The organism is Alicyclobacillus hesperidum (assembly GCF_900107035.1).
In the GTDB taxonomy this organism is placed as follows: Bacteria; Bacillota; Bacilli; order Alicyclobacillales; family Alicyclobacillaceae; genus Alicyclobacillus; species Alicyclobacillus hesperidum.
In genome coordinates this window covers 88,447-110,831 of record NZ_FNOJ01000005.1, presented here as the reverse complement: position 1 = coordinate 110,831, position 22,385 = coordinate 88,447, and the positions used below count along the sequence as shown (strand labels likewise).

Sequence of the window (22,385 nt, the reverse complement as noted above, 5' to 3'; positions counted from 1 at the left end):
GTTCCGGTTTTTTCGTTTACTACAAATTCTCCCGGGCAATACTGCAAAGAGCAGCAAGGCATGGGAGGGTATTGTGATGACAGCGAGTATACTTGCCGCCATTCAAGTGTTTTTTGCGCTCGTGATCGGCATTTACTTTTGGAACCTGTTGAAAACGCAGAATCACAACAAGCACGCCATTGAACGTGAATCTCGCAAGGAATTGGAAAAACTCCGCCGATTGCGTTCGATCTCGCTTTCTGAACCACTCGCTGAACGGACTAGACCCGCCGCGATTGACGATATCATTGGTCAAAAGGATGGTATCCGCGCCCTGCGGGCAGCACTTTGTGGTCCGAACCCACAACATGTGATTATCTACGGTCCTCCTGGAGTTGGTAAAACGGCTGCGGCACGCGTGATCCTGGAAGAGGCCAAGCGGATGCCAACTTCACCGTTTCAGTCTGATGCTAAGTTCATCGAGTTGGACGCGACAACTGCCCGATTTGATGAACGCGGTATTGCCGATCCGCTTATTGGATCGGTCCATGATCCGATTTATCAGGGTGCTGGCGCAATGGGGATCGCGGGTATTCCGCAACCCAAGCAAGGAGCGGTGACCAAGGCGCATGGGGGCGTATTGTTCATTGACGAAATAGGAGAACTGCATCCGATTCAGATGAACAAACTATTGAAGGTTCTGGAAGATCGCAAGGTCTTTTTGGAAAGTGCGTACTATAGCAGTGAGGATAATAACATTCCGGTTCATGTCCACGATATTTTTCAAAACGGTTTGCCAGCGGATTTTCGGTTGATTGGGGCGACCACACGCTCGCCGGAGGAGTTGCCACCTGCGTTGCGATCGCGCTGTGTTGAGGTGTTTTTCCGCAGTTTGTCCCGCGACGAGATTGACCAAGTCGCCACCGGTGCAGCACGCAAACTTGGCATGCCGCTCGGTGAGGGTGTGGCCGAGGCTATCACAGAGTATGCGACGAATGGACGAGATGCTGTAAATCTTGTCCAAGTAGCCGGAAGCGTGGCGATGATGGAAGGTCGCGCCGAAATTTCTATTGAGGACATCGAGTGGGTCGTCCAGTTTAGCCATCTGAGCCCACGGCCTGAGAAGAAAATTGCCGACAAACCGCAGATCGGCGTCGTCAATGGCTTAGCCGTCTACGGTCCGCAGTCCGGTATTTTGCTGGAAATTGAAGTTACTGCGGCTCCGGCTGCGAATGGCGATGGTCGTTTGACCATCACGGGTCTCGTCGAAGAAGAGACGATTGGCGGTCGCGAGCGAAGCATGAAGCGAAAGAGTATGGCAAAGTCCTCCTTAGAAAACGTGTTGACGACGTTGCATCGGCTGTATGGTATACGCGTTGAGGACTATCATATTCATGTCAACTTTCCCGGAGGTATGCCGGTCGACGGGCCAAGCGCAGGAGTGGCGATGGCGGTTGCGATTTATTCCGCCGTGCGCAAGCAGCCGGTGTTGAATACGATTGCGATGACCGGGGAACTCTCGATTCTGGGGTCTGTCCGCCCTGTTGGCGGCGTGCCTGCAAAAGTCTTGGCTGCCGTGGAAGCAGGCGCGAAGATCGTGCTGGTTCCAAAGGCCAATTGGCAGGAGACATTCCGGCAGATCGAAGATATTCAGGTGGTTCCTGTGGAGCGACTGGAAGACGTGCTAAAGCTCTCTTTGGTTGGCGCTTTAGAAGAAGACACAGAGCGGTTTTTGGGCGATATTGTGGCAAATTCTATCAACAAACCACTGTCTTCAGCGCAGTGACCCTTGCCAATTAGACTTGGCCGATCCGTTTCTGTACAATAAGGCCATTCCAGCGGGGAGAGCGTGAAAATCGGAGGTGGGGGCATGGCAACAGATCATACCGACATCGGGCAGTCCAGAGATGTGTACCCGTTGTTGCCACTCCGCGGGTTGCTCGTTTATCCTTCGATGGTGCTGCACTTTGACGTCGGGCGTCCGCGCTCGGTGCGAGCACTCGAAGAGGCGATGGTGGAAGACAACTTGATTGTCCTCGCTTCCCAAGAAGATGGTCAAATTGACGAGCCGACGACGAGTGACTTGTATCGAGTTGGCACGCTGGCTCGTGTAAAACAGATGTTGAAGTTGCCGAATGGCACAATCCGCGTTCTCGTCGAAGGGTTGTGTCGCGCGGAGATCCTTGCGTTTGTCACAGAAGATGAATTCTTCTCGGTTCGTGTCCATACTCAAGAAGAGCAGGACGAGGTCAAAGTGACCCCCGAGCTACAAGCGATGATGCGCTCGGTGTCTCAGCAATTTGAGCAGTACGTCAAGTTGTCGCGCAAGCTTGATCAAGAGACGTATGCGGCGGTGGTGGATATCAATCATCCCGGCCGCTTCGCCGATGCTGTGGCGTCACACCTGCCGCTCAAGGTTCGTGAAAAGCAGGACATCCTAGAGGCGTTTTCCATCCAAGAGCGATTGGAACGGTTGTTGCAAATCTTGTCAGATGAGCGCGAAGTTCTTGAGCTTGAGCGAAAGATCCATCAACGCGTGCGAAAGCAAATGGAAAAGACGCAGAAGGAGTACTATCTGCGCGAACAGATGAAGGCCATCCAACGCGAGTTGGGGGACAAAGAGGGCCGCACGGCCGAGATTGAAGAATTGCGTGAGAAGCTTGCCAAGAAAAAGCTTCCGCCGGCTGTGTACGAGAAAGTGGATAAGGAAATCGCGCGGCTTGAACGAATACCAACCGCGTCGGCCGAAGGTACGGTGGCAAGGACATACATAGACTGGGTATTGGCGTTGCCCTGGACGGAAAAGGCCAGAACGCAAGCGGATATCGCGCGGGCGGAGCGGATTCTCAACGAGGAACACTTTGGTCTTGAGAAGGTCAAGGAGCGTATTCTTGAGTTTATTGCTGTGCAGGCACTGACGGAAAAGCAGTCGGGGCCCATCATCTGTTTGGCCGGTCCGCCAGGCGTTGGTAAGACGTCTTTGGCTCGTTCGATTGCGAAGTCGCTCAAACGCCCATTCGTCCGTGTTTCTCTTGGCGGCGTGCGCGACGACGCAGAAATCCGTGGCCATCGGCGAACCTATATCGGCGCCATGCCAGGGCGCATCCTTCAAGGCATGCGGCAGGCCGAAGTGGTGAATCCCGTATTTTTGCTGGACGAGATCGATAAAATGGCGAGCGATTTCCGCGGTGATCCCGCGGCGGCTATGCTGGAAGTGCTCGATCCAGAGCAGAATGCGACCTTCTCGGATCATTACATTGAAATGCCCTATGACTTGTCCGACGTCTTGTTTATCACGACCGCAAACAACGTGTTCCAGATACCAGGTCCGTTGCGAGATCGAATGGAAGTCATTCAACTGTCCGGCTACACGGAGTTGGAGAAGTTGCACATCGCAAGGGATCATCTGCTTCCCCGTCAACGCGAGCGCCACGCACTCAAAGGGGATAAGATGCGAATTGGCGAGGACGTGCTGATGGAGCTCATCCGGCATTATACGCGCGAAGCTGGCGTGCGCCAGCTCGATCGCACGATTGCCACGGTTTGTCGTAAGGTTGCGCGCATGATTGCGGCAGGGGAAAGCAAGCGTGTCGTTGTGACCTCGACTATCTTACGGTCCTTTTTAGGACCGCATCGATACGAGTTTGGCGAGATCGAGGAAGTGGATCAAGTGGGCGTCGTTGCAGGCTTGGCGTGGACCGAGCTTGGCGGTGACATGCTGACGGTGGAAGTGTCTGTGATACCCGGTTCGGGCAAAGTTGTGTTGACGGGCCATTTGGGCGATGTGATGAAGGAAAGTGCACAGACGGCTCTATCGTACGTGAGGTCTCGAGCGAAGGCGTTACACATTCCGGTCGACTTCCATGAAAAGGTGGATTTGCATATCCACGTTCCGGAGGGTGCCATCCCGAAAGATGGGCCTTCTGCGGGCATCACGATGGCGACCGCGATCGCGTCGGCGCTGACGAACTGCAAGGTGCGACGCGATGTGGCGATGACAGGAGAAATTACGTTGCGTGGTCGCGTGCTTCCCATCGGCGGTTTGAAAGAGAAGAGTCTCGCCGCGCACCGGGCAGGAATCCGCACGATTGTCATCCCAAAGGGCAACGTGAAAGATCTTGAGGATGTGCCGTCGGTGGTGCGAGAACAGGTTGAGTTTCGACCGGTTTCCCACATGGATGAGGTTCTCGCGATCGCGCTCGTCGACAATCCGCTTGACGCTCCAGCAAAGGGTTTGGATCACAGCGCTTGGTTCGCCGATCTGAGCGAGAGCGGCAGCTACGGTGGAGGAGAAGCACACCAGTGATTGTCCGTGGTGCAGAATTTGAGATTAGTGCTGTCCGGCCGCAACAGTGGCCGGATGACGGCCTGCCCGAGTTTGCGTTTTTAGGACGGAGCAACGTCGGCAAATCGACGTTGCTCAACCGTTTGCTTAACCGTAAGGCGCTCGCAAGGGTATCGGCACAGCCAGGGAAAACGAGGCAGATTAACTTTTTTCGGATCAATGACGCTTTTCGATTTGTCGACTTGCCAGGGTATGGTTACGCTGCAGTGAGCAAGCGCGAACGCGAACAGTTTGCCAAGATGATTGACCGCTACCTCCTGGAGCGCGAACCGCTCGTCCGCATTCTTCAATTAGTTGATATTCGCCATTTGCCAAGCAAGGACGATGTGGCGATACACGCGGGATTGTTGGAGCTTGATGTGCCAGTCACCGTCGTTGCCACGAAGCTTGACAAGGTTGGGAAATCGCAAATTCCTAAACAGGTTCGAGACATTCGCGATGCCTTGCAAACAAGGGTCGAAATCTATCCCATCTCTGCGGAAAAGCGCTTGGGTCTCGACGAATTGTGGACGCTGTTGGAGTCGGATTTAGATCGTGCACAAAGCGGCGGAACAGACTGCTAGGCCCGTGATGGGGCGCTCGTAGCGAAGTTCATACACGTGTCACATGGCGGTGCTTCGCGCCGCCGTCATGTGCGCGGGGACGTGCTATAATGTCGAACGGTGGGAGGTGTTAGTGTGCATATCATCGTGGTTGGTATGAGTCATCATTCTGCGCCCGTCGATCTGCGTGAGCGCGTGAGTTTAAGTGGCGATGCCCACAGTCACGTATTGACGCAGCTCGGCGGATCGCGGACAGTGCTGGAGAGTGTCGTGCTTTCGACGTGCAATCGTACTGAGGTTTATGCACTCGTCAATAGCACGCATGCGGCTCACGATTTCATTCTGACGTTGCTGGCCAACACGTCGGGGGTATCTAAGCAGGATTTGTCAGAGCATATGTACCTTAAGCAAGGGGAAGCAGCGGTGGCGCATGCCATGCGTGTCGCTTGTGGACTGGACTCGATTGTCGTTGGCGAGACGCAGATCCTCGGCCAGATGCGCGAGGCGTTCCAGACTGCATTTGAGGCGGGCAACACAGGCGCGATGTTCAACCGCATGTTCCGCGAAGTCTTGCACGTTGGCAAACGGGCACAAACCGAGACAACTGTTGGCCAACATCCGGTCTCGGTGAGCTATGCAGCCGTCCAACTGGCGTCCAAAATTGTGGGCGGTTTAGAAGGCAAGGTTGCACTTGTCATCGGCGCGGGCCAAATGGGCGCCCTGGCGGCGAAGCATTTGTCCGCGCAGGGCGTTAAGCGCGTGTTGCTGGCTAATCGTACGCTCGCCAAGGCCAGCGCGATCGCGTCGGAGATTGGCGCACAGGCGTTGTCGCTCGATGGCGTTGAAGCTGTACTCAAGGATGCGGATATCGTCGTGTCGGCAACCGGGCGTCCCGGCCACACGGTAAGGGCCGCTTACGTTCGCCAGGCACTCGTTGGGCGGCGCGGTCGTCCACTTGTATTGCTGGACATTGCAGTACCCCGCGATATCGATCCGGCCTGTGCCGCGTTGCCGAACGTCTACCTGTACGACGTGGACGACTTAAACGGAGTGATCGACGCAAATGTACAGGAACGCGCGCGCCAGGCCGCGCTTGTTGAGGACATGGTTGCGGCGGGTGTGCGCGCATTCTCGGATTGGTTGACGGAGCAAGAGGTCGTACCTCTGATTGTCGCGCTGCGGCAAAAAGGTGAAGCCATCCAACGCGACGTCATGGAGAGTTTGGTGCGCAAACTCCCGCATTTGAGCGAGCGCGATCAAAAAATCATTCATAAGCACACGATGAGTATCGTCAATCAATTGTTGCGCGAACCGATTCAAAACGTCAAAGAGTTGTCCATTGCCTCTGGCGATCTCGCTTATGCTTCGCTGTTTGCACAGTTGTTCGGGATCGATTCGGTAAAGACAGACGACGCGGCGGCGGAGTCTCGTGCGGTGCGTTTGATGGATGTGCTGTCTCGCGTGCTGGGCGAGGTTTCGCACCAAGGACAACCCAATCTTCACCCCGTGTTGCGGTGATGCCTCGTGGGGTGGCCCAGCGTTTGCTTTGATGTCGCGATCGTCGCCTATGCATTGAGCCTTTCGTTGCTGTTCTCGGATGTCGTACATCCAAGCCGAGTACGCAATCGGACAGCCGTGGCAATGCTTTTTACCGCGTTTGTGGCCATGACAACTCTGCTGTTTTTGCGCCTGTCGCGGTTGCCAAGCGCAATCGACTATTCGAAGTCGGATTTGGCCTTGCTCGTATCGTGGCTCATGCTCACGGTGACGCTGGTGGTGGATGCCCGTTTCCGCATTGGTGTGGTGGTCTTTTTCGCGAATGTGGTCAGTTTTGGACTGGCCCTATTTGCAGGGGGGCTGCAGGCGGATGCACGGGAGCACTGGTTGCCAGCTGTCAATTTATTGATTGTACACATCGCGCTTGCGACTTTGGGTGAGGCGGCCTTCGCCTTTGCATTCGCGTTCGCCTTAATGCATTTGGTTCAGGAACGGCGCTTGCGTCAGCATCGATTCGATCGCTGGTTTTTGCAACTTCCTTCGCTTGCCACACTTGACACATGGGCCCTGTTTGCGAGTGCTGTGGGCTGTGCGTTGATGCTCTTAGCGATGGCGACGGGAAGCTTCTGGGGTGACTTGGTGTTGCACAGGTGGCTCTTGTTGTGGCCGAAGTTCATCGCGACAGCCGTCTGCTGGGCGATGTATGTCATCTACTTGGGGTTGCGCATCGTGCGGCGAGCGGCGGATCGGCGGCTCATGTTTTATCAGGTGGTCTGTTTTGTGGCGCTCCTATTCAATTTGTTTCTGGTTAGCGGCCGGACGCCTGCTGGCGTCGCGTGAGAAGGCGGGGAGGCGATAGCCAATGCGGACAGTGCGTGTAGCAACAAGGACAAGCCAATTGGCGATGACGCAAACGCAGTGGGTGGTGAACGAACTCCGCGCGTTGCGCGAAGACTGGACATTTGAGTTGGTGCCCATTCGCACCAAGGGAGATCGCATTCTTGATCTCACCCTTTCGAAAATCGGTGGCAAAGGGTTATTCGTTTCGGAAATTGAGGAAGCGCTTCGCTTGGGGCAGGCCGATCTCGCTGTACATAGCATGAAGGACGTTCCGTACGAGCTGGCCGCAGGGCTTGTCATCGCCGGGATACCGATGCGCGAAGATGCGCGCGACGTGGTGGTGTCAAGGGCGGGGTGCTCGCTTGCCGAACTCCCGAACGGGGCGCGTGTGGGGACCTCGAGTCTGCGTCGCATGGCACAATTGAGGCGCGCGCGGCCGGATTTGCGGATCGAGCCTTTGCGTGGGAACATCGACACGCGCTTGCGACGCGCCGAACAAGGTGATTTTGATGCGGTGGTTCTGGCGGCGGCTGGACTGCATCGGATGGGTTGGCAGCAACGGATACACGAGTACCTGCCTGTCGACGTCTGTGTTCCGGCCGTTGGACAAGGTGTTCTGGCAGTCGAGTGTCGCGAGGATGACGAAACGCTGGTCAATATGCTCAACCGCTGGTCGCATCCGCTAACCGTCACGGCGGTCGCGGCAGAACGAGCTTTTTTGCGGCGCTTACAAGGAAGCTGCCAAGTGCCCATAGCTGGCTATGCCACCGTGAGTGGCGAAGGCCTTGACCAGGTTATCCGTTTAACGGGCGTAGTCGCGCATCCAGCAGGAAGCGAATTGTTGAGGCTGGAGGCGGACGGCCATGATCCACAAGCAGTGGGCGTAAAGGTGGCCGAGGAGCTTTTGGCGCGAGGTGCGGATCGGTGGATCCAAATGGCGCTTGAAGAAGGCCAAACGGATGCACGATAAAGTCGTCTTTGTGACGCAGTCGGGGGCGAATGGCAAAGCACTGGTACGGGAGTTGGCTATACGGGGGCACAGATGCTTGCACGTGCCACTCATTGAGACGGTTTCTTTACTACCCTCGACAGATGTGGTGTTTGATCGGGTCGATGCGTGGCTGTGCACATCGGCAGCCGCGGCCCGAGTCATTGCTCAGGCAGGACTTGATTTGCGTGCGATCCGCCCGCCCGTCTGTTACTGCGTCGGCGAGGCGACGGCCGAGGCTTTTCGCAGCCTGGACCTTTTCGTCAAGACGTTTCCCGATGTGCGCGACGGACGTTCACTCGCTGTTCGTGTCGCTGCGCAATACCAGCACTCCCCCCGTCGCTTCGTCTTTGTCTGCGGCCGGCAGGCTAGGCGAGAGCTGCCAGAACTACTGCGCCAATACGGTCATCTGGTCATGGAGTGGGTCGTCTACGACACGGTTCCAGCAGTCGTCGAGCCCGAAGTGTTTCTTCAACATGGCCAAGCTGTGCTAACTGTATTTTCACCTTCGGCGGTCGACGTGTTGTGCTCGTTCGAACCGCTACGCCTGTGGGCGAAGCAGCCCGGCATACGAGTTGTTCCCTTTGGTCATACAACCTTGGACAGGCTCGTCCAACAGGACATTGCCGTGACTGTGATCCCAAAGCGCCCAACGCGTGCTGATATGTTGGTCGCGATCGAAAGTGCACTGTCTATACAGGACTAGGAGTGATATGTATGGCAACGTTTCAGCGGCATCGCAGATTGCGACGCACGGCTTGGCTTCGCGATTTGGTGCGAGAGCATCGCGTACACGCCGACGATCTCGTCTATCCGATGTTCGTCGAAGAGGGACTTGCGGACCGATCCCCCATCACGTCCATGCCTGGCATCGATCGGTTTGGCTTAGATGCGTTTCGTCGGGAGATTGTTCGTCTGTCAGAGCTGGGGTTAAAGTCGGTCATTCTGTTCGGCATTCCCCTGGCCAAAGACGAGTTGTCGTCTTCCGCGTACGCGGAACGTGGTGTCGTTCAGGAGGCGATCCGCGCCGCGAAGGCAGAAAACCCAGATTTGATTGTCATGACGGACGTGTGTCTTTGTGAATACAATCCGCTCGGCCATTGCGGGGTCGTTCACGACGGGAAAATCGTCAACGATCCGTCGCTCGACCTGATTGCGAAAACGGCTCTGTCGCACGCGGCGGCCGGCGCGGATGTCGTCGCTCCGTCTGACATGATGGACGGACGCGTTGCACGTATCCGCGAGACGCTGGATGACGCGGGTTACGAGGACGTGCCAATCCTGTCCTATGCAGTGAAATACGCTTCTGCCTTCTATGGTCCCTTCCGTGAGGCCGCCGATTCGGCGCCCGCCTTTGGCGATCGCAAGACGTATCAAATGGACCCTGCCAATGCGCGTGAGGCATTGCGCGAGGCGCAGGCTGATATTGCGGAAGGCGCAGACATGTTGATGGTTAAACCAGCCCTGTCGTACCTCGATGTCACAGCTCGCCTACGTGAAACTTTCGCGCTGCCTATTGCCACGTACAACGTAAGTGCAGAGTACAGCATGGTCAAGGCCGCCGCAGCAAACGGCTGGATCGACGAGCGCGCAATCGTCTTGGAGATGATGACGTCTTTTAAGCGGGCTGGAGCCGATATCATTTTGACGTATCACGCGCCGGATGTGTTGCAATGGCTGCGTGAGGAGCGGGGTTGAGGGAGGCTGGACGATGACAGGCCAAGCGTCAAAAGCAGCGTATGCAAAGGCGCAGCAGGTACTCGTGGGCGGTGTGAATTCACCGGTGCGAGCTTTTCGCGCCGTCGGCGGAACGCCGTACTTTGCCGCGCGCGGCGAAGGACCATATTTGTACGATATCGATGGCAACCGCTATATCGATTACTTGATGTCCTGGGGGCCACTCATCTGGGGGCATGCTCATCCTGACATCGTGCAGGCGGTTACCGAGACGGCGACGAAGGGAACGAGTTTCGGCGTGCCAACCGAGTTGGAGACGGAGATGGCGGAAACGATTTGCCGTTTCGTACCATCTGTCGAGAAAGTGCGCATGGTCAACAGTGGCACAGAAGCGACGATGAGTGCCATCCGGCTCGCCCGCGCTGCTACGGGTCGACAATATATCGTCAAGTTTGTCGGTTGTTATCACGGACACGCGGATTCGTTCCTCGTCAAGGCTGGTTCCGGTGTCGCGGCTCTGGGATTGCCGGATTCGCCTGGCGTACCCCAGACGACGGCCGAACGGACGCTGACGGTTCCATATAACGACGAAGTTGCCTTGCGTGCCTTGTTTGCGGAACGAGGATCTGAAATCGCCGCCGTGATCGTCGAACCGGTGGCGGGTAACATGGGTTGTGTGCGTCCGCGCCCAGGTTATCTAGAAGCTGTTCGGAACATCGCGAACGAGCATGGCGCTTTGCTCATTTTCGACGAGGTGATCACGGGATTTCGTCTCGGTCTCGGCGGGGCGCAGGAGCGGTTTGGCGTGAAGGCTGACCTGACGACGTTTGGCAAAGTGATTGGCGCGGGGTTGCCGGTTGGCGCCTATGGTGGCCGTCGTGACTTGATGCAGATGATTGCTCCGGAAGGCCCAGTTTATCAAGGTGGTACGCTCTCCGGCAATCCGCTTGCGATGGCGGCTGGCCTTACCTCGTTACGCATGCTCGAGGAGGCTGCAAAGCGGGGCATTTACGAGCAGATGGAGGCGTATGGAAAACGCCTTGTCGATACGTTCTGCGATCTCGGTAAGAAGTACGGCATTCCTACCACAGGTGACGCCATTGGTGGTATGTTTGGATTATTCTTCCATGAAGGCCCAGTGGTCGATTTTGCCACCGCTAGCGCGTCCAATCAGTCGCTATACGCGCGTTTTTTTCACGGGATGCTTGCGGAGGGTGTGGCATTTGCACCTGCGCAGTTGGAATCGGGATTTATGTCATGCGTCCATGGTGAAAGCGAGATCGAACAGACCATTGCGGCGATGGAGCGCGTGATGGCATCGCTCTCGCAGGGCTAAACGGGAAAATGTATGGAAAGCCCCTCGCAAGCGGCAGGGCAAACCAAGGGATGTCTCTCTGAGTTCGACATATGTCGCTAGACGAGTACATACATTGGTGGTGGAATCTTGCCGTTTGAGGAGGGGCTTAAATGTCTGAAGGAGGGCGTGAACCGCTCATTCGCCTCCCGGTCGACCAAGAAGTGTATGTGGAGGCGGTCACAGCCGGGGATACGGTCGAAGATGCCACGGTCGCCACAGAAGTGGTGGCGTTTGATCGGGATCATGATATGTACCAACTCGAAGGTGCCGTTGTCTTTGCTGGCTACGTGCGAAAAGAGGCCGCTTCGGGTGCCGGAGACGCCGCTGGGATCGTACATGTTCACCAGCGCCTTCCGTTTGTCTTGCGAGTGCCAATCTCTGCACAGACCCCCGGCCTTGTCAACGTAAAAAGCCGCTTGAGCGGATTTGCGCTGACCGTGGCTGGGGATCATTGGCTGCGTGCGAGAGGGCACTTGGAAATCCACGGGCTGTCCGGCGAACAAGGCTATCATTTTCGCTGCGGGGGACAGGAAATCGGCGAACTAGGGCCGCGAGATCGCGAAGGAGAAGAACTGGAAGTGGCCAGCGAGGCAGTAGAGGCAGTTCGTGATGCAGCACTTGACGATACGAAGTCTATTGTGGCCGACGCGGTGGAAAAGGTCGCTAAAGATGTCGAGATGGAAGGCGCGGGCGATTCGCCTGACTCGTTTGCGGCGGCATCTACAGATGCTGAAATAGCGGAAGTGACGTTTGCAGAGCCTGCGCATGCTGTCAATGTCGATCCGGCCGTATGGGGCGAGTCGCGTTCGGCCGACGAGGAAAACGTGCCCCCCGGCGATGTGGAGCCTCAAGCGTTAGTGGAAGCAGGTGACTTTCGACAAGCTCCGGCAGACGACGAAACGAACGAGGAACGGTTTATTCGTGAGCAAGCCGTCGAAGACGTCTCTGCTGCTCGCGCTGGCCACGGCTGGGCAGATGCGTCCAGTGAAACTGAGTTTGCCAGCCGTGGGGAAGAGACAGCTCGTAAGCAATTGAGCGAGTTGGATCGGTTCTTTGTTCAACCAGTGCAAGCCGTGAGCGAGCCGTCGGTTGTAGAACCCACCGCGCCTGTGCAGACTGGCGACAGCCGCGCAGAACCCGTTGCCTCGTTTGAGTTTGAACACCAGGTTGACCTCGAGCAGGCCGCCGTTCAGGACGCAGCGCCTTCCCTTTCATTGCCCGTGGAAGTGGCACGCTCGGAATTGGCGGAGGAAGCTACCGTGGCACCCATGGTCACGATTTCTGCTGCGGTCCCATCCGATATCGACGTTGACACAGCGGGCGATGTTGCCGAGACCGCAGGCGGTGCCACCTTGGAACGCAGTGAAAAGACGCTCGTTTCCATTGGCGATCACAGCCTTTGGTCGTTCGTCGATTTTAACGGGCCTGAGACCCGTTACACTTTGCGATATGTCATCGTCATGGAAGATGAAACGTTGGAAGCGGTGGCGGATCGGTGTGGCTGCTTGCCAAGCGAGTTACAGCGGGCGAACCCGTGGTTGGACGGTCCTGTGGTGCCGGGGATGGCGCTCGCGGTGCCAAGTCAGCCCTTTACGCTGCCGAAAATCGTCTCGTTTTAAGACGGTTGATTGACCGACATCATCGCAACACACTTGCGGGAATCGTGCCGATACCGACGCGGTTCCCGTTTGTGTATCGCGCATGTAAAGCTACGGCCCGCCGATGAACATCGCCACGAAGACGATGAACAGCATCATAAGGATCAGAAGATCGAGTGCACTCGGCCAAAGGATGGCGCGCAGAAACAGGAGGAAGATGGCGAGCGCCAAGATCAGTTTGACGAACCGAAGCAGACTGTTAAAAAAGCCCATATTGCCAACCCTCCTAACTCGACAGCCCCTACATGTATATGCGCACAGGTGAAGGATGTATTTGTCCTGTCAAGCGGTTGTCTGATTTGATAAGATAAAAGAATCGAAGATTCGCCGTCAGCAGTTTGGAGGTTCTTTCTTGGATACGACGCATGCAGTTGATATGCAAAAAGGCATTTGGCGCGGCTGGTACTGGCGATTTGATGCCTTGTTAGTAGCCGCTATCGCCATCTTGGAATGCATTGCATTCTACGTTTCAAAGGGCCGCTACTCGTTCGTTGCGAGTGGCGAATTGGGCATGTTTGTGGCGGTGCTCGTCGTCGTGCAGCGCGCCAAGGTGAAGCGCCGCTTAAATGCTGTCGCGGTTGCCATCGTCAGCTATCTCATCGATGTCGTTTTTCAATTGACGTTGGGACGCTCTGACACGCTGTACATCGTCAAACATCATGAGACGACGAGTTTGATCGTTCAAAACGTGATCATCCTTGCGATTGGCGTCTTGTTCGCATTTGTGTATGCTTGGAGCACGGAAATGTCGGATCGCCGTCGCGCAAAAGCCGAAGCAGAACGGGCTCTGAAGCGGGCGCAGGAACGCGAACAGGACGAGCCCCCGCGCGTGCGTGTGCACCGCGTGAAAAAGCGGCGCGGTCGTGGCAAACGGCCAAAATCTTGACAACTTTGACCGGATTTTCGTACGATACAGACGAAACTTTTGATATGAGAGCGGCAGTGAAGGGAAGGAGTAAGGCGTCACCGGTTGTTCAGAGAGGGCGGGCATGAGCTGAGACCGCGCCCCTTCCGGCCGTCTGAAGGTCGTCCTGGAGCCGATTTCGGTTCATCCCGTTAGCGATGGTTGAGAGCCCTCTGGCTTGATTTTTGCCTGCAGGGAATTCAGGTGGTATCGCGGAGCCCTCCGTCCTGAAGGACGGTAGGGCTTTTTCATTGGAGGAGGAGTCTGCAGATGAGTACACCTTCGAAGTCGCTATCGACCGTTTACGATCCGCGGTCGGTCGAAAAACGCATCTATGCGATGTGGGAGAACGGCGGCTATTTTCAGCCCCGAGCGGATATTGGCAAGGGTGCGTATTCCATCGTCATGCCGCCGCCGAATGTGACGGGTGTTTTGCATCTAGGGCACGCGCTCGATTCGACCTTGCAGGATATTGCAATCCGCTATAGGCGCCTCGCCGGCTATTCTACGCTTTGGGTACCGGGGACTGATCACGCAGGCATTGCCACGCAGGCGCGCGTTGAACAGTCGCTCAAGCAGGAGGAAGGAAAGACGCGCCATGATCTCGGTCGCGAGAATTTTGTCGAGCGCGTCTGGACGTGGAAACAAGAATACGGCGGGACCATTACGCAGCAGATTCGAGCCTTGGGTGCCTCGTGCGACTGGTCCCGCGAACGGTTCACGATGGATCCTGGACTGTCCAAAGCGGTGCGCGAGGTATTTGTCACGCTGTACGAGGAAGGGCTCATTTACCGTGGAAACCGCATCATTAACTGGTGCCCGCGCTGTTCGACAGCTTTGTCCGACATTGAGGTCGAACATGAAGAGGAAAAGGGTATATTGTTCCATGTGCGCTATCCACTCGTAGATGGCAGCGGCGCACTGACGATTGCCACGACGCGCCCGGAGACCATGTTCGCCGATGTCGCAGTCGCCGTTCACCCTGCGGACGAGCGTTATCAGGCGTACATCGGCAAAGAGTTGCGGTTGCCACTCTCGGAACGAACCATTCCTGTCATTGCAGACGAATATGTCGATCCCGAATTCGGTACGGGGTGTTTGAAAATCACGCCAGCACACGATCCGAACGACTTCGAAGTCGGAGCGCGACATGGATTACCTATGTTGCAATGTATCAACAGCGATGGCAAGCTCACGGATTTGGCCGGCGCATTTGCAGGATTGTCGCGTGAAGAGGCGCGATTGGCCGTTGCGAATGCCTTAGCGGAACAAGGGTTTCTCGTCGAACGTGAAGAGCATGATCACGCCGTTGGTCATTGTGAACGTTGCGGAACGGTTGTCGAGCCGTTTCTGTCCGACCAATGGTTTGTCAAGATGGAAGCTCTTGCACAACCTGCGTTGGAGAGGGCTCGTGCCGGAGAGTTGACGTTCGTGCCGGGACGATTTGGGCGCATTTTTGAGCAGTGGTTGGAGAATGTCCGAGACTGGTGTATCTCGCGCCAACTTTGGTGGGGGCATCGCATTCCAGCATGGTACTGCGATGAGTGCGGGGCTATTACGGTGTCGCGTGACGATGTGACATGCTGTTCGACGTGTCAATCCACGCGTGTGCGTCAGGACGAGGATGTGCTCGATACGTGGTTTTCTTCGGCATTATGGCCGTTTTCGACGATGGGGTGGCCAGACAACACGGCCGACCTCGAGCGTTTCTATCCGACCAGCACGCTCGTTACTGGCTATGACATCCTGTTCTTCTGGGTCGCTCGCATGGTCTTTATGGGTGTGCACTTCACGGGTACCATGCCGTTTCAAACCGTCGTGTTGCACGGTTTGGTGCGCGATGCCAAAGGTCAGAAGATGTCCAAAAGTAAAGGTAATGGTGTCGATCCGATGGACGTGATCGAAAAATATGGCGCGGATGCCTTGCGCTTCACTCTCGCGACCAATACATCGCCCGGCAATGATCAACGTTTCGTCTGGGAGAAGGTCGAGGGGTCGCGTAACTTTATCAATAAAATTTGGAATGCGTCGCGATTCGTACTCATGAACCTCGGCGACGATTTTGCTCCGCAAGCGTTGCGTGTTCTGGAGTTGGATTTGGCGGATCAATGGATTCTAGATCGCTTGCAGGCTACGATCGCGGAAGTCAGTGAGCACCTGAATGTGTACGATTTCGGTGAGGCTGCCCGCGCCATGTACGACTTCGCGTGGGACGACTTTTGCGACTGGTATATTGAATTCGCGAAAATTGGCCTTTACGGTGAAGATGAGCAGCGCAAACGCAGTGTACAAAACGTTTTGTACACCGTTTTGACGCAATTGTTGACGCTCTTGCACCCTTATATCCCATTTGTGACAGAGGAGATTTGGCAGGCGTTGCCGAAGACTTCTGGTGCATTGGTCGCCGCGCAGTGGCCGGAACCAAGCACAAATTGGGAAAATGCGGATGCAGTGCGCAAAATGAGCTTGGTGATGGATGCGATTCGTGCGGTGCGCAATGTTCGCGCCGAGTTGCAATTGGCACCGAGCAAGTCCGTTTCGATGCGAATCGAGTGTGACACAGACAGAGATAAGGCGCTATTTGAGCAAGTTCGCGACATGATCCAACGCTTTTGCCATGCAGATGATCTTGTCATCACGGTGGGAGGAACAGCCCCTGTGCAGTCTGCGACACAAGTGGTCACTGGGGCGCGAATCCACATCCCACTCGCTGGTCTCATTGACATGGATGCGGAACGCGAGCGGTTGCGCAAAGAGGAGAAGCGTCTCGTAAGTGAAGTAGAACGACTTGAGAAAAAGCTGGCCAACGCAGGGTTCATTGCGAAAGCTCCAGCTGATGTCGTGGCGGCAGAGCGTGAAAAGTTGGCGGATTATGCTGCAAAGTTAGTCGCCGTTCGCGATCGCATCACTTCGGTAGCCGAATAAGGGCGCATTGAAAAGAGGTTTGTGCTTTTGAATATGGCAGAAGCCTACGCATGGATTGGCTCGCTCCGCCGTTTCGGCATCAAGCCGGGACTGGAGCGGGTTCGGCATGCGTTGTCGAATTTGGGCAATCCAGAGCGAAACCTGCGTTTTTATCATGTGGCAGGCACAAATGGCAAAGGTTCAGTATGCCAAATGTTGGCCAATCTTTTGGTGGCGTCAGGACGGCGGACGGGCCTTTATACGTCGCCTGGCCTTGGTGGCTTTAACGGCCGTATGTCTATCGACGGCGAGCCAATTTCCGCAGAGGCCTTTGCTGAATATGCGACACGGGTCCGATCTGTCACAGAAACACAGATGAAGGATCCATTGACGGAATTTGAGGTACTGACCATCATTTCTTTACTTTACTTTCGCGACGCAGGCGTCGATGCGGTCGTCTGGGAAACGGGGCTTGGCGGTCGCTACGATGCAACAAATGTTGTCCATCCCGTGGTCACGGCCATCACAAATGTCACATATGATCACGTGGAGATCCTTGGCCCAACCATCGTCGATATTGCCAGTGACAAGGCGGGCATTATTAAGTCGGGAATACCGGTGGTGACCGCTGCGGTCGAAGACGCGTACCGTGTCATAGAGAGGGTGGCCAAAAGCCAAAGAGCGCCCCTCATTCGGATCGGCTGCGATGCGGTGTTCGTGACCACGGGTACGCACGGTTCAGGGCAAATCGGAGCTTATCGGGGGCTGTTCCGGGATGCATTCGGTGTCAAGCTGGGCCTTTTTGGGGAACATCAGGCTGCGAATGCCGGGGTCGCCTTGGCGATGTACGAGTTGGGGGAAGGCCCCACTTCACAGGCGAATTGGCATAGGACGCTCGCTTCGCTTGCGTCAGTTCGTTGGCCCTTGCGTTTCGAAGTGTTCCGCGATGGAGAGCGGCCAGTTGTCATCGACGGCGCGCATAACCCGGATGCAGCCTTGCAGCTTGCCAAAAGTCTAGTCAAGTTCAATCGATCTATGGCTTTATGCGGTTGGAAAATGGTTGTGGGCGTCTTTGCAGACAAAGATTTTCGACAGATGCTGCCGCACGTACTCCCGCTTGCGGCGGAAGTCATTGTCTGCAAACCCAATCATCCGCGTGGCGCAGAGCCACAGATCATCGCCGAGGAGATGAGAAGGCTGCGCCCTGAACTAAAGGTGACCGTCGAGCCGGATATCGATGCGGCTGTGCGAATGGCGCTTCAAAGCGATTCCTTGCCTGTTGTGATTTGGGGAAATTTGCATATGGCGGAAACGGCGAGGAAGACTATAACCACGCTCGGGTTGGACTATTGGATGTGAGGACGGTGAGGCGCGTGCGCGGTTCGGAACACGTGCATTTTGTTGGTATTGGTGGTTATGGAATGAGTGCGATTGCCCGCGTCATGCTCGATTTGGGCTATAAAGTATCTGGCTCTGACGTGTCGCGGCAAGAGTTGACAGATAAGTTAGCTGCTCGAGGGGCGCAAGTGTACTACGGCCATGCCCGAGAGCAGGTCGAAGGTGCCGATATCGTCGTTCACAGTACCGCTGTTCAGGCGGACAATGTTGAGATACAGGAAGCTAAGGCGCGCAATATACCTGTGATTCATCGCAGCGAGATGCTGGCTCGTTTGATGGCGGATCGCGTGGGCGTGGCGGTGACCGGAGCACACGGTAAGACGACCACGACATCCATGATCGCGTATGTCATGGAGCGTAATCATTTGGACCCCACGTTTGTCGTGGGTGGCGTGGTCTCCAATATGGGTGATAACGCCAAGGCTGGCGGGGGGCGTTTCGTCGTGGCTGAAGCTGATGAATCGGATGGGTCGTTTTTACACTACCGGCCTGCCATCGCCGTCGTCACGAACGTTGAAGCTGATCACTTGGAGCACTACGGTGGTGATTTTGAAAACCTGAAACAGGCTTACCAGACGTTTATCAGTCAAATTCCCGAAGACGGTCTTGCCGTGTTGTCAGCGGATGATGAACATTTGCGTGAATTGCGCAAGTTTGCGAAGTCGCGCGTCATTACGTATGGCTTTGCGGAAGATGCCGACGTGCAAGCGCGCAACGTCCAGCTCTTCGACCGTTCGTCAGCTTCCGACGTCTACGTCCACGGCGAGTTTGTAGGACGTTTGTTGCTGTCGCTGCCAGGACGTCATAATGTGGCCAATGCGTTGGCTGCGATTGTCGTGGGACTGGAAGCGTCCTTGACGTTTGAACAAATTGCTGTGGCACTCGTCGAATTTCATGGTGCAAAACGCCGTTTTCAAGTGATTTCGGAGAAAAACGACGTTCTTATCATCGATGATTATGCCCATCATCCTACGGAAATTCGGGCGACGATAGCCGCCGCTAAGGCGACTGGCCGTCGCATTATTGCAGTGTTTCAACCGCAGCGGTATACACGAACCTACTTTTTGTTTGACGCGTTTGCCAAGTCGTTCGCGGAGGCCGACGAAGTTATTATTTCCGAGATTTACTCGCCCGCAGGAGAAAGGCAAATCGAGGGTGTGACTGCATCGGCTCTCGCTCGCGAAATTGTGCTTCAAAGTAATCCAAACACGAGTTATATCGGTTCTCAGGACGATATCGTCAGTTATTTGCAGCAGCATATTCAGCCCGGGGATCTGGTTCTGACGATGGGGGCGGGGGATATTTGGAAGGTAGCAAAGCGCTTAGCGGAAGATGCACCATTTGCTCAACAACGCGCTTTGGTATAAACGAGGGCCCGCGAGACAGTCGCTCTACTTAAAGTGGAGCGGCTGTTTCGTTTTTTGTCGGAATCTTTTAAGCATCCCTGCATTTGCCCGACATCGTTCGCCAGTAAGTGTCATACGATTCTTTATAAAATATCTCCAACATCTGCGAGGAAACGAAGGTTGACAAAAGGTGGTTTGCAATTGATTGGTGGTATGGCTATACTGAGCCCAGCCTGATCCCCTATTCGCCTTCTTTCTCTCGTAAGATACGGAAAGAGGTGAGGGAGTGCGTCTACCTAAGTCGAAGGCCGTGTTGGCAGCGGTCGCAGCGGCTGTTGTTGTTCTTGGCGGTGCCGGAACCGCGGTCGCAAGCACCTATAAAACCATCACGGTGAAAGACAACGGGCAGCGCAGGACATTGCGTGGATTTGGCACAGGCACCATCGCCGAATTTTTACAAAAACACGATGTCCACGTAAGCGATCGCGATCGCGTTCGCCCGGCGCTCGACAGTTCCGTTGTCAACGGGGAGACCGTCGAGATCGTCAGTCCGAAGCCAGTCACGATTGATTACGAAGGCAAGGTTGAACACAGATGGACGTTCGCCCATACGGTTGGTGAGCTACTCCAAACGGAGGGGATCACACTTAAGCCGTCGGATCATATGAACCTGACGACAAAGGACCGTGTGACGAGCGGGGAAACGGTTGAGATCCACAGTATTGTCAAAAAGACGACGACGCAGATGCAGGAAATACCATTTCAGACCATACGTCGCAATGCATCCGATTTGGTAGTCGGGCACAAGGAATACGTGACGCACGGTGTGAAAGGGTTGCTGGAAATACAGACAACAAGCGTCTATCGCGACGGGCATAAGATTTCGCAGCACGTCGTAAAGCGCGTCGTTCGCAATCCCGTGGACGCAGTGGTCGAGGTGGGTACGATGCAGCTTGTGCATCATCCTGTGTTGGCCACGCGTTCTGCCAATCCGGATCCGGGACTCATTCGGAGAAGTTTGACCGTGCTTGCCACTGCGTATGCAGCAGGTGGCTTGACGGCCACGGGGGTGCCAGCTCAACCAGGAGTGATTGCGGTCGATCCAAGTGTCATTCCACTTGGCAGTCGCGTCTATATTCCTGGCATTGGCACTGTGGTCGCGGCAGATACGGGCAGTGCAATTATCGGTGACCATATCGATATTTGCATGGCCAGTAATGCACAGGCGGATGCGTGGGGTGCTCGTACCATCACCATCTATGTCCTACAGTGACCACGCAGGCGATAGGGTAAAGGGTTAGGTGAAAAGAGGGCGCGATAGCGCCCTCTTTTGTTTTAGTAGCTTCATCCTACTTTGAAACCAGGATTCTTCATAGACTTCCAACAATTGAATTGAACTGCATGGCCAGTCATTTCGTCTGTAGATCCGAATGACGATTCGGCTTCGCCTGTTTTGAGTGCGTGGTTCGCATATCAACTATCTGCCGCTCATAGACTGGTTGAGAGAAATTCGCCAGTCCCAAGGAGGCGGTGGACGTTGAACGATACGCGCTTTCATCGTAGCTACACATCAACCAGGCCGTCGTCGTCTTCGATTTTAGTGCGCGTCGGCGAGCGCAGTTGGCATACATCGCAGAGCGCGTCTGAAACGGTTGCGGAAGATCAACCTCCACGCGTGCTAACCATTGAGAAGTCATCCACCGCGCCGATCACGCTGCGCGTTATGAGGGAGCGTATCGCAAATGCTCAGCGCGAACAGCAGGCAAGAGAGCGGTCTAAGCATTGGCGTTGGCTTCTAGAAGTGTGCAAGGACATGCTGTTTCCAGCAGGCGAAAAGCGGCTGTGGTCTGGACTTCGGGGCGGATTGTCCATTGGCATGGCTTTGGGGTGCATCGTCATGATCCTATTTCACCAAGTTCCCCTTCTGGCGGCAGGACAAGCTGGCGATGCAGAATTCTCGGTTCCGCCAACGCCAGCGGTGGTTAAAGCGCAGTCTACATCGCCCCAAACGCGTGTAGCGATGGAATTGCCAGGATTGCAGTTTGTTCTCGTCGAGGGAAACGGCGCCAAACAGACAGGAAGTGAGAAGCCTGTATCCATCAATGGCAAACAAGTCTATGCACTCGCCTTGACGAAGACAGGTGCTCATTCTTTTATCCGAAGCGCTGGTCTGGGTTCAAGTCATGTGCAGGTTCAGGATGTACAGTTGCCGGCTAAGATGGTCCCTGTCTTAGGAACTGTAGACAAGCCCACTCTCAACCGCACGGAGCAATGGCTCTCTGCCTCGGGCAGCGCACTGCGCAGCTTGACCGCATGGCTGTCGGATGGCGGGCGTGAAGCCGATGCAGCCATGGCGTTACACACGGCACTCGCCTTATATCCGGGGGATAGCAGGTTGGCGAAGATGGGTGTGGAGCCCCAACTACATGCACTGTATAAAGCACTGGTGGCTGCAAATGGCGCATTCGTACATCGCGATCGCGCCGCTGCCATGGACGATGCGATCCAAGGATTCGACGATTTTATGAGTTTCGGCGGATTGAATATGTAAATTCCGGGGTCAAGCATTGACGAACAGATGGGAACATGGTCACAATAATACCGACACGGTTCGCCAAGTTACGAGGAATTGGAACGACTCGGCGACAGCCAGGCTGAGGGTGAAGTTGTGCAAAAACGAGGTTGGAATACGCTCGGCCTGGTTGCGGTGACTACAGTGGTTGGGACGTTGGCAGACCATCTCCTTTCCTCAGATATTCCCATTCTCAATTCGCAGACAAAGGTTTCATGGCACCCCGGGTTTGATCTCTCAGTTGTACGTTTCTCGATGAACCTGCAATTTGCGATCAACTGGGGAACCCTTGTTGGACTTGTCATTGGTTTGCTGTTGGCCCGCAGGGCGAAATAATTTTCGTGATTCCGTCGGCGACAGTACATATGTTTAATGGAT

General features: G+C 55.4%; 18 protein-coding genes. 17 read left to right on the top strand and 1 reads right to left on the bottom strand.

The genetic code is table 11. From position 1 onward, the window contains the following. Window positions 1–76 precede the first annotated feature (76 nt). The 10 genes from lonB (at window position 77) to BLU70_RS05540 (ending at window position 12,844) form a co-directional block, all read left to right on the top strand. On the top strand, window positions 77–1,765 hold the full coding sequence (gene lonB / locus BLU70_RS05585; RefSeq protein WP_006446711.1) for an ATP-dependent protease LonB: 1,689 nt from the start codon (window positions 77–79) through the stop codon (window positions 1,763–1,765). 84 nt (window positions 1,766–1,849) lie between these two features. After that, window positions 1,850–4,285: an endopeptidase La gene (gene lon, locus BLU70_RS05580; protein WP_074692572.1), complete on the top strand. Its 2,436-nt coding sequence runs from the start codon at window positions 1,850–1,852 to the stop codon at window positions 4,283–4,285. Then, on the top strand, window positions 4,282–4,887 hold the full coding sequence (yihA, locus tag BLU70_RS05575) for a ribosome biogenesis GTP-binding protein YihA/YsxC (RefSeq protein WP_040289257.1): 606 nt from the start codon (window positions 4,282–4,284) through the stop codon (window positions 4,885–4,887). Before lon ends, yihA begins: the two co-directional genes overlap by 4 nt. 114 nt (window positions 4,888–5,001) lie before the next feature. After that, complete coding sequence (gene hemA / locus BLU70_RS05570; RefSeq protein ID WP_244885122.1) at window positions 5,002–6,384, top strand: glutamyl-tRNA reductase; 1,383 nt, start codon at window positions 5,002–5,004, stop codon at window positions 6,382–6,384. A gap of 6 nt (window positions 6,385–6,390) precedes the next feature. Beyond that, complete coding sequence (gene ccsA / locus BLU70_RS05565; RefSeq protein WP_244885121.1) at window positions 6,391–7,203, top strand: cytochrome c biogenesis protein CcsA; 813 nt, start codon at window positions 6,391–6,393, stop codon at window positions 7,201–7,203. Between the two features lie 22 nt (window positions 7,204–7,225). After that, window positions 7,226–8,173, top strand: a complete 948-nt coding sequence (hemC, locus tag BLU70_RS05560; RefSeq protein WP_074692571.1) for a hydroxymethylbilane synthase — start codon at window positions 7,226–7,228, stop codon at window positions 8,171–8,173. Further along, complete coding sequence (locus BLU70_RS05555) at window positions 8,163–8,897, top strand: uroporphyrinogen-III synthase (RefSeq protein ID WP_052012278.1); 735 nt, start codon at window positions 8,163–8,165, stop codon at window positions 8,895–8,897. Before hemC ends, BLU70_RS05555 begins: the two co-directional genes overlap by 11 nt. A gap of 11 nt (window positions 8,898–8,908) precedes the next feature. Further along, a complete protein-coding gene (hemB, locus tag BLU70_RS05550; protein WP_074692570.1) occupies window positions 8,909–9,889 on the top strand; it encodes a porphobilinogen synthase in 981 nt (326 codons plus the stop codon). A gap of 13 nt (window positions 9,890–9,902) precedes the next feature. After that, window positions 9,903–11,204, top strand: a complete 1,302-nt coding sequence (gene hemL, locus BLU70_RS05545; protein WP_006446703.1) for a glutamate-1-semialdehyde 2,1-aminomutase — start codon at window positions 9,903–9,905, stop codon at window positions 11,202–11,204. A gap of 131 nt (window positions 11,205–11,335) precedes the next feature. Next, window positions 11,336–12,844 carry a hypothetical protein gene (locus tag BLU70_RS05540; protein WP_074692568.1) on the top strand — a complete coding sequence of 503 codons (1,509 nt, stop codon included), beginning with the start codon at window positions 11,336–11,338 and terminating at the stop codon, window positions 12,842–12,844. Window positions 12,845–12,934: 90 nt separating this feature from the next. Here BLU70_RS05540 and BLU70_RS14570 read toward each other — a convergent pair whose 3' ends face one another. Then, on the bottom strand, window positions 12,935–13,096 hold the full coding sequence (locus BLU70_RS14570; protein ID WP_176780846.1) for a hypothetical protein: 162 nt from the start codon (window positions 13,094–13,096) through the stop codon (window positions 12,935–12,937). A gap of 139 nt (window positions 13,097–13,235) precedes the next feature. On the opposite strand from BLU70_RS14570, the gene BLU70_RS05535 reads away from it, so the two are divergent. From BLU70_RS05535 to BLU70_RS05505, 7 genes are all read left to right on the top strand, one after another. Next, on the top strand, window positions 13,236–13,769 hold the full coding sequence (locus BLU70_RS05535; protein WP_006446700.1) for a hypothetical protein: 534 nt from the start codon (window positions 13,236–13,238) through the stop codon (window positions 13,767–13,769). A gap of 288 nt (window positions 13,770–14,057) precedes the next feature. Further along, window positions 14,058–16,712 (top strand): valine--tRNA ligase, encoded by a 2,655-nt coding sequence (locus tag BLU70_RS05530; protein WP_074692567.1) that lies wholly within the window; start codon window positions 14,058–14,060, stop codon window positions 16,710–16,712. A 33-nt stretch (window positions 16,713–16,745) separates the two neighbouring features. Continuing rightward, entirely contained in the window at window positions 16,746–18,050 is a 1,305-nt protein-coding gene (locus tag BLU70_RS05525; protein ID WP_074692637.1) for a bifunctional folylpolyglutamate synthase/dihydrofolate synthase, read from the top strand. 14 nt (window positions 18,051–18,064) lie between these two features. Beyond that, window positions 18,065–19,456 (top strand): UDP-N-acetylmuramate--L-alanine ligase, encoded by a 1,392-nt coding sequence (gene murC / locus BLU70_RS05520; protein WP_006446697.1) that lies wholly within the window; start codon window positions 18,065–18,067, stop codon window positions 19,454–19,456. Between the two features lie 265 nt (window positions 19,457–19,721). After that, window positions 19,722–20,708, top strand: coding sequence for a 3D domain-containing protein (locus tag BLU70_RS05515; protein WP_074692565.1), 987 nt, complete (start codon window positions 19,722–19,724; stop codon window positions 20,706–20,708). Window positions 20,709–20,972: 264 nt separating this feature from the next. Then, window positions 20,973–21,986: a hypothetical protein gene (locus BLU70_RS05510; protein WP_074692563.1), complete on the top strand. Its 1,014-nt coding sequence runs from the start codon at window positions 20,973–20,975 to the stop codon at window positions 21,984–21,986. 117 nt (window positions 21,987–22,103) lie between these two features. Further along, on the top strand, window positions 22,104–22,343 hold the full coding sequence (locus BLU70_RS05505; RefSeq protein WP_157785461.1) for a DUF4321 domain-containing protein: 240 nt from the start codon (window positions 22,104–22,106) through the stop codon (window positions 22,341–22,343). Window positions 22,344–22,385: the final 42 nt, after the last annotated feature.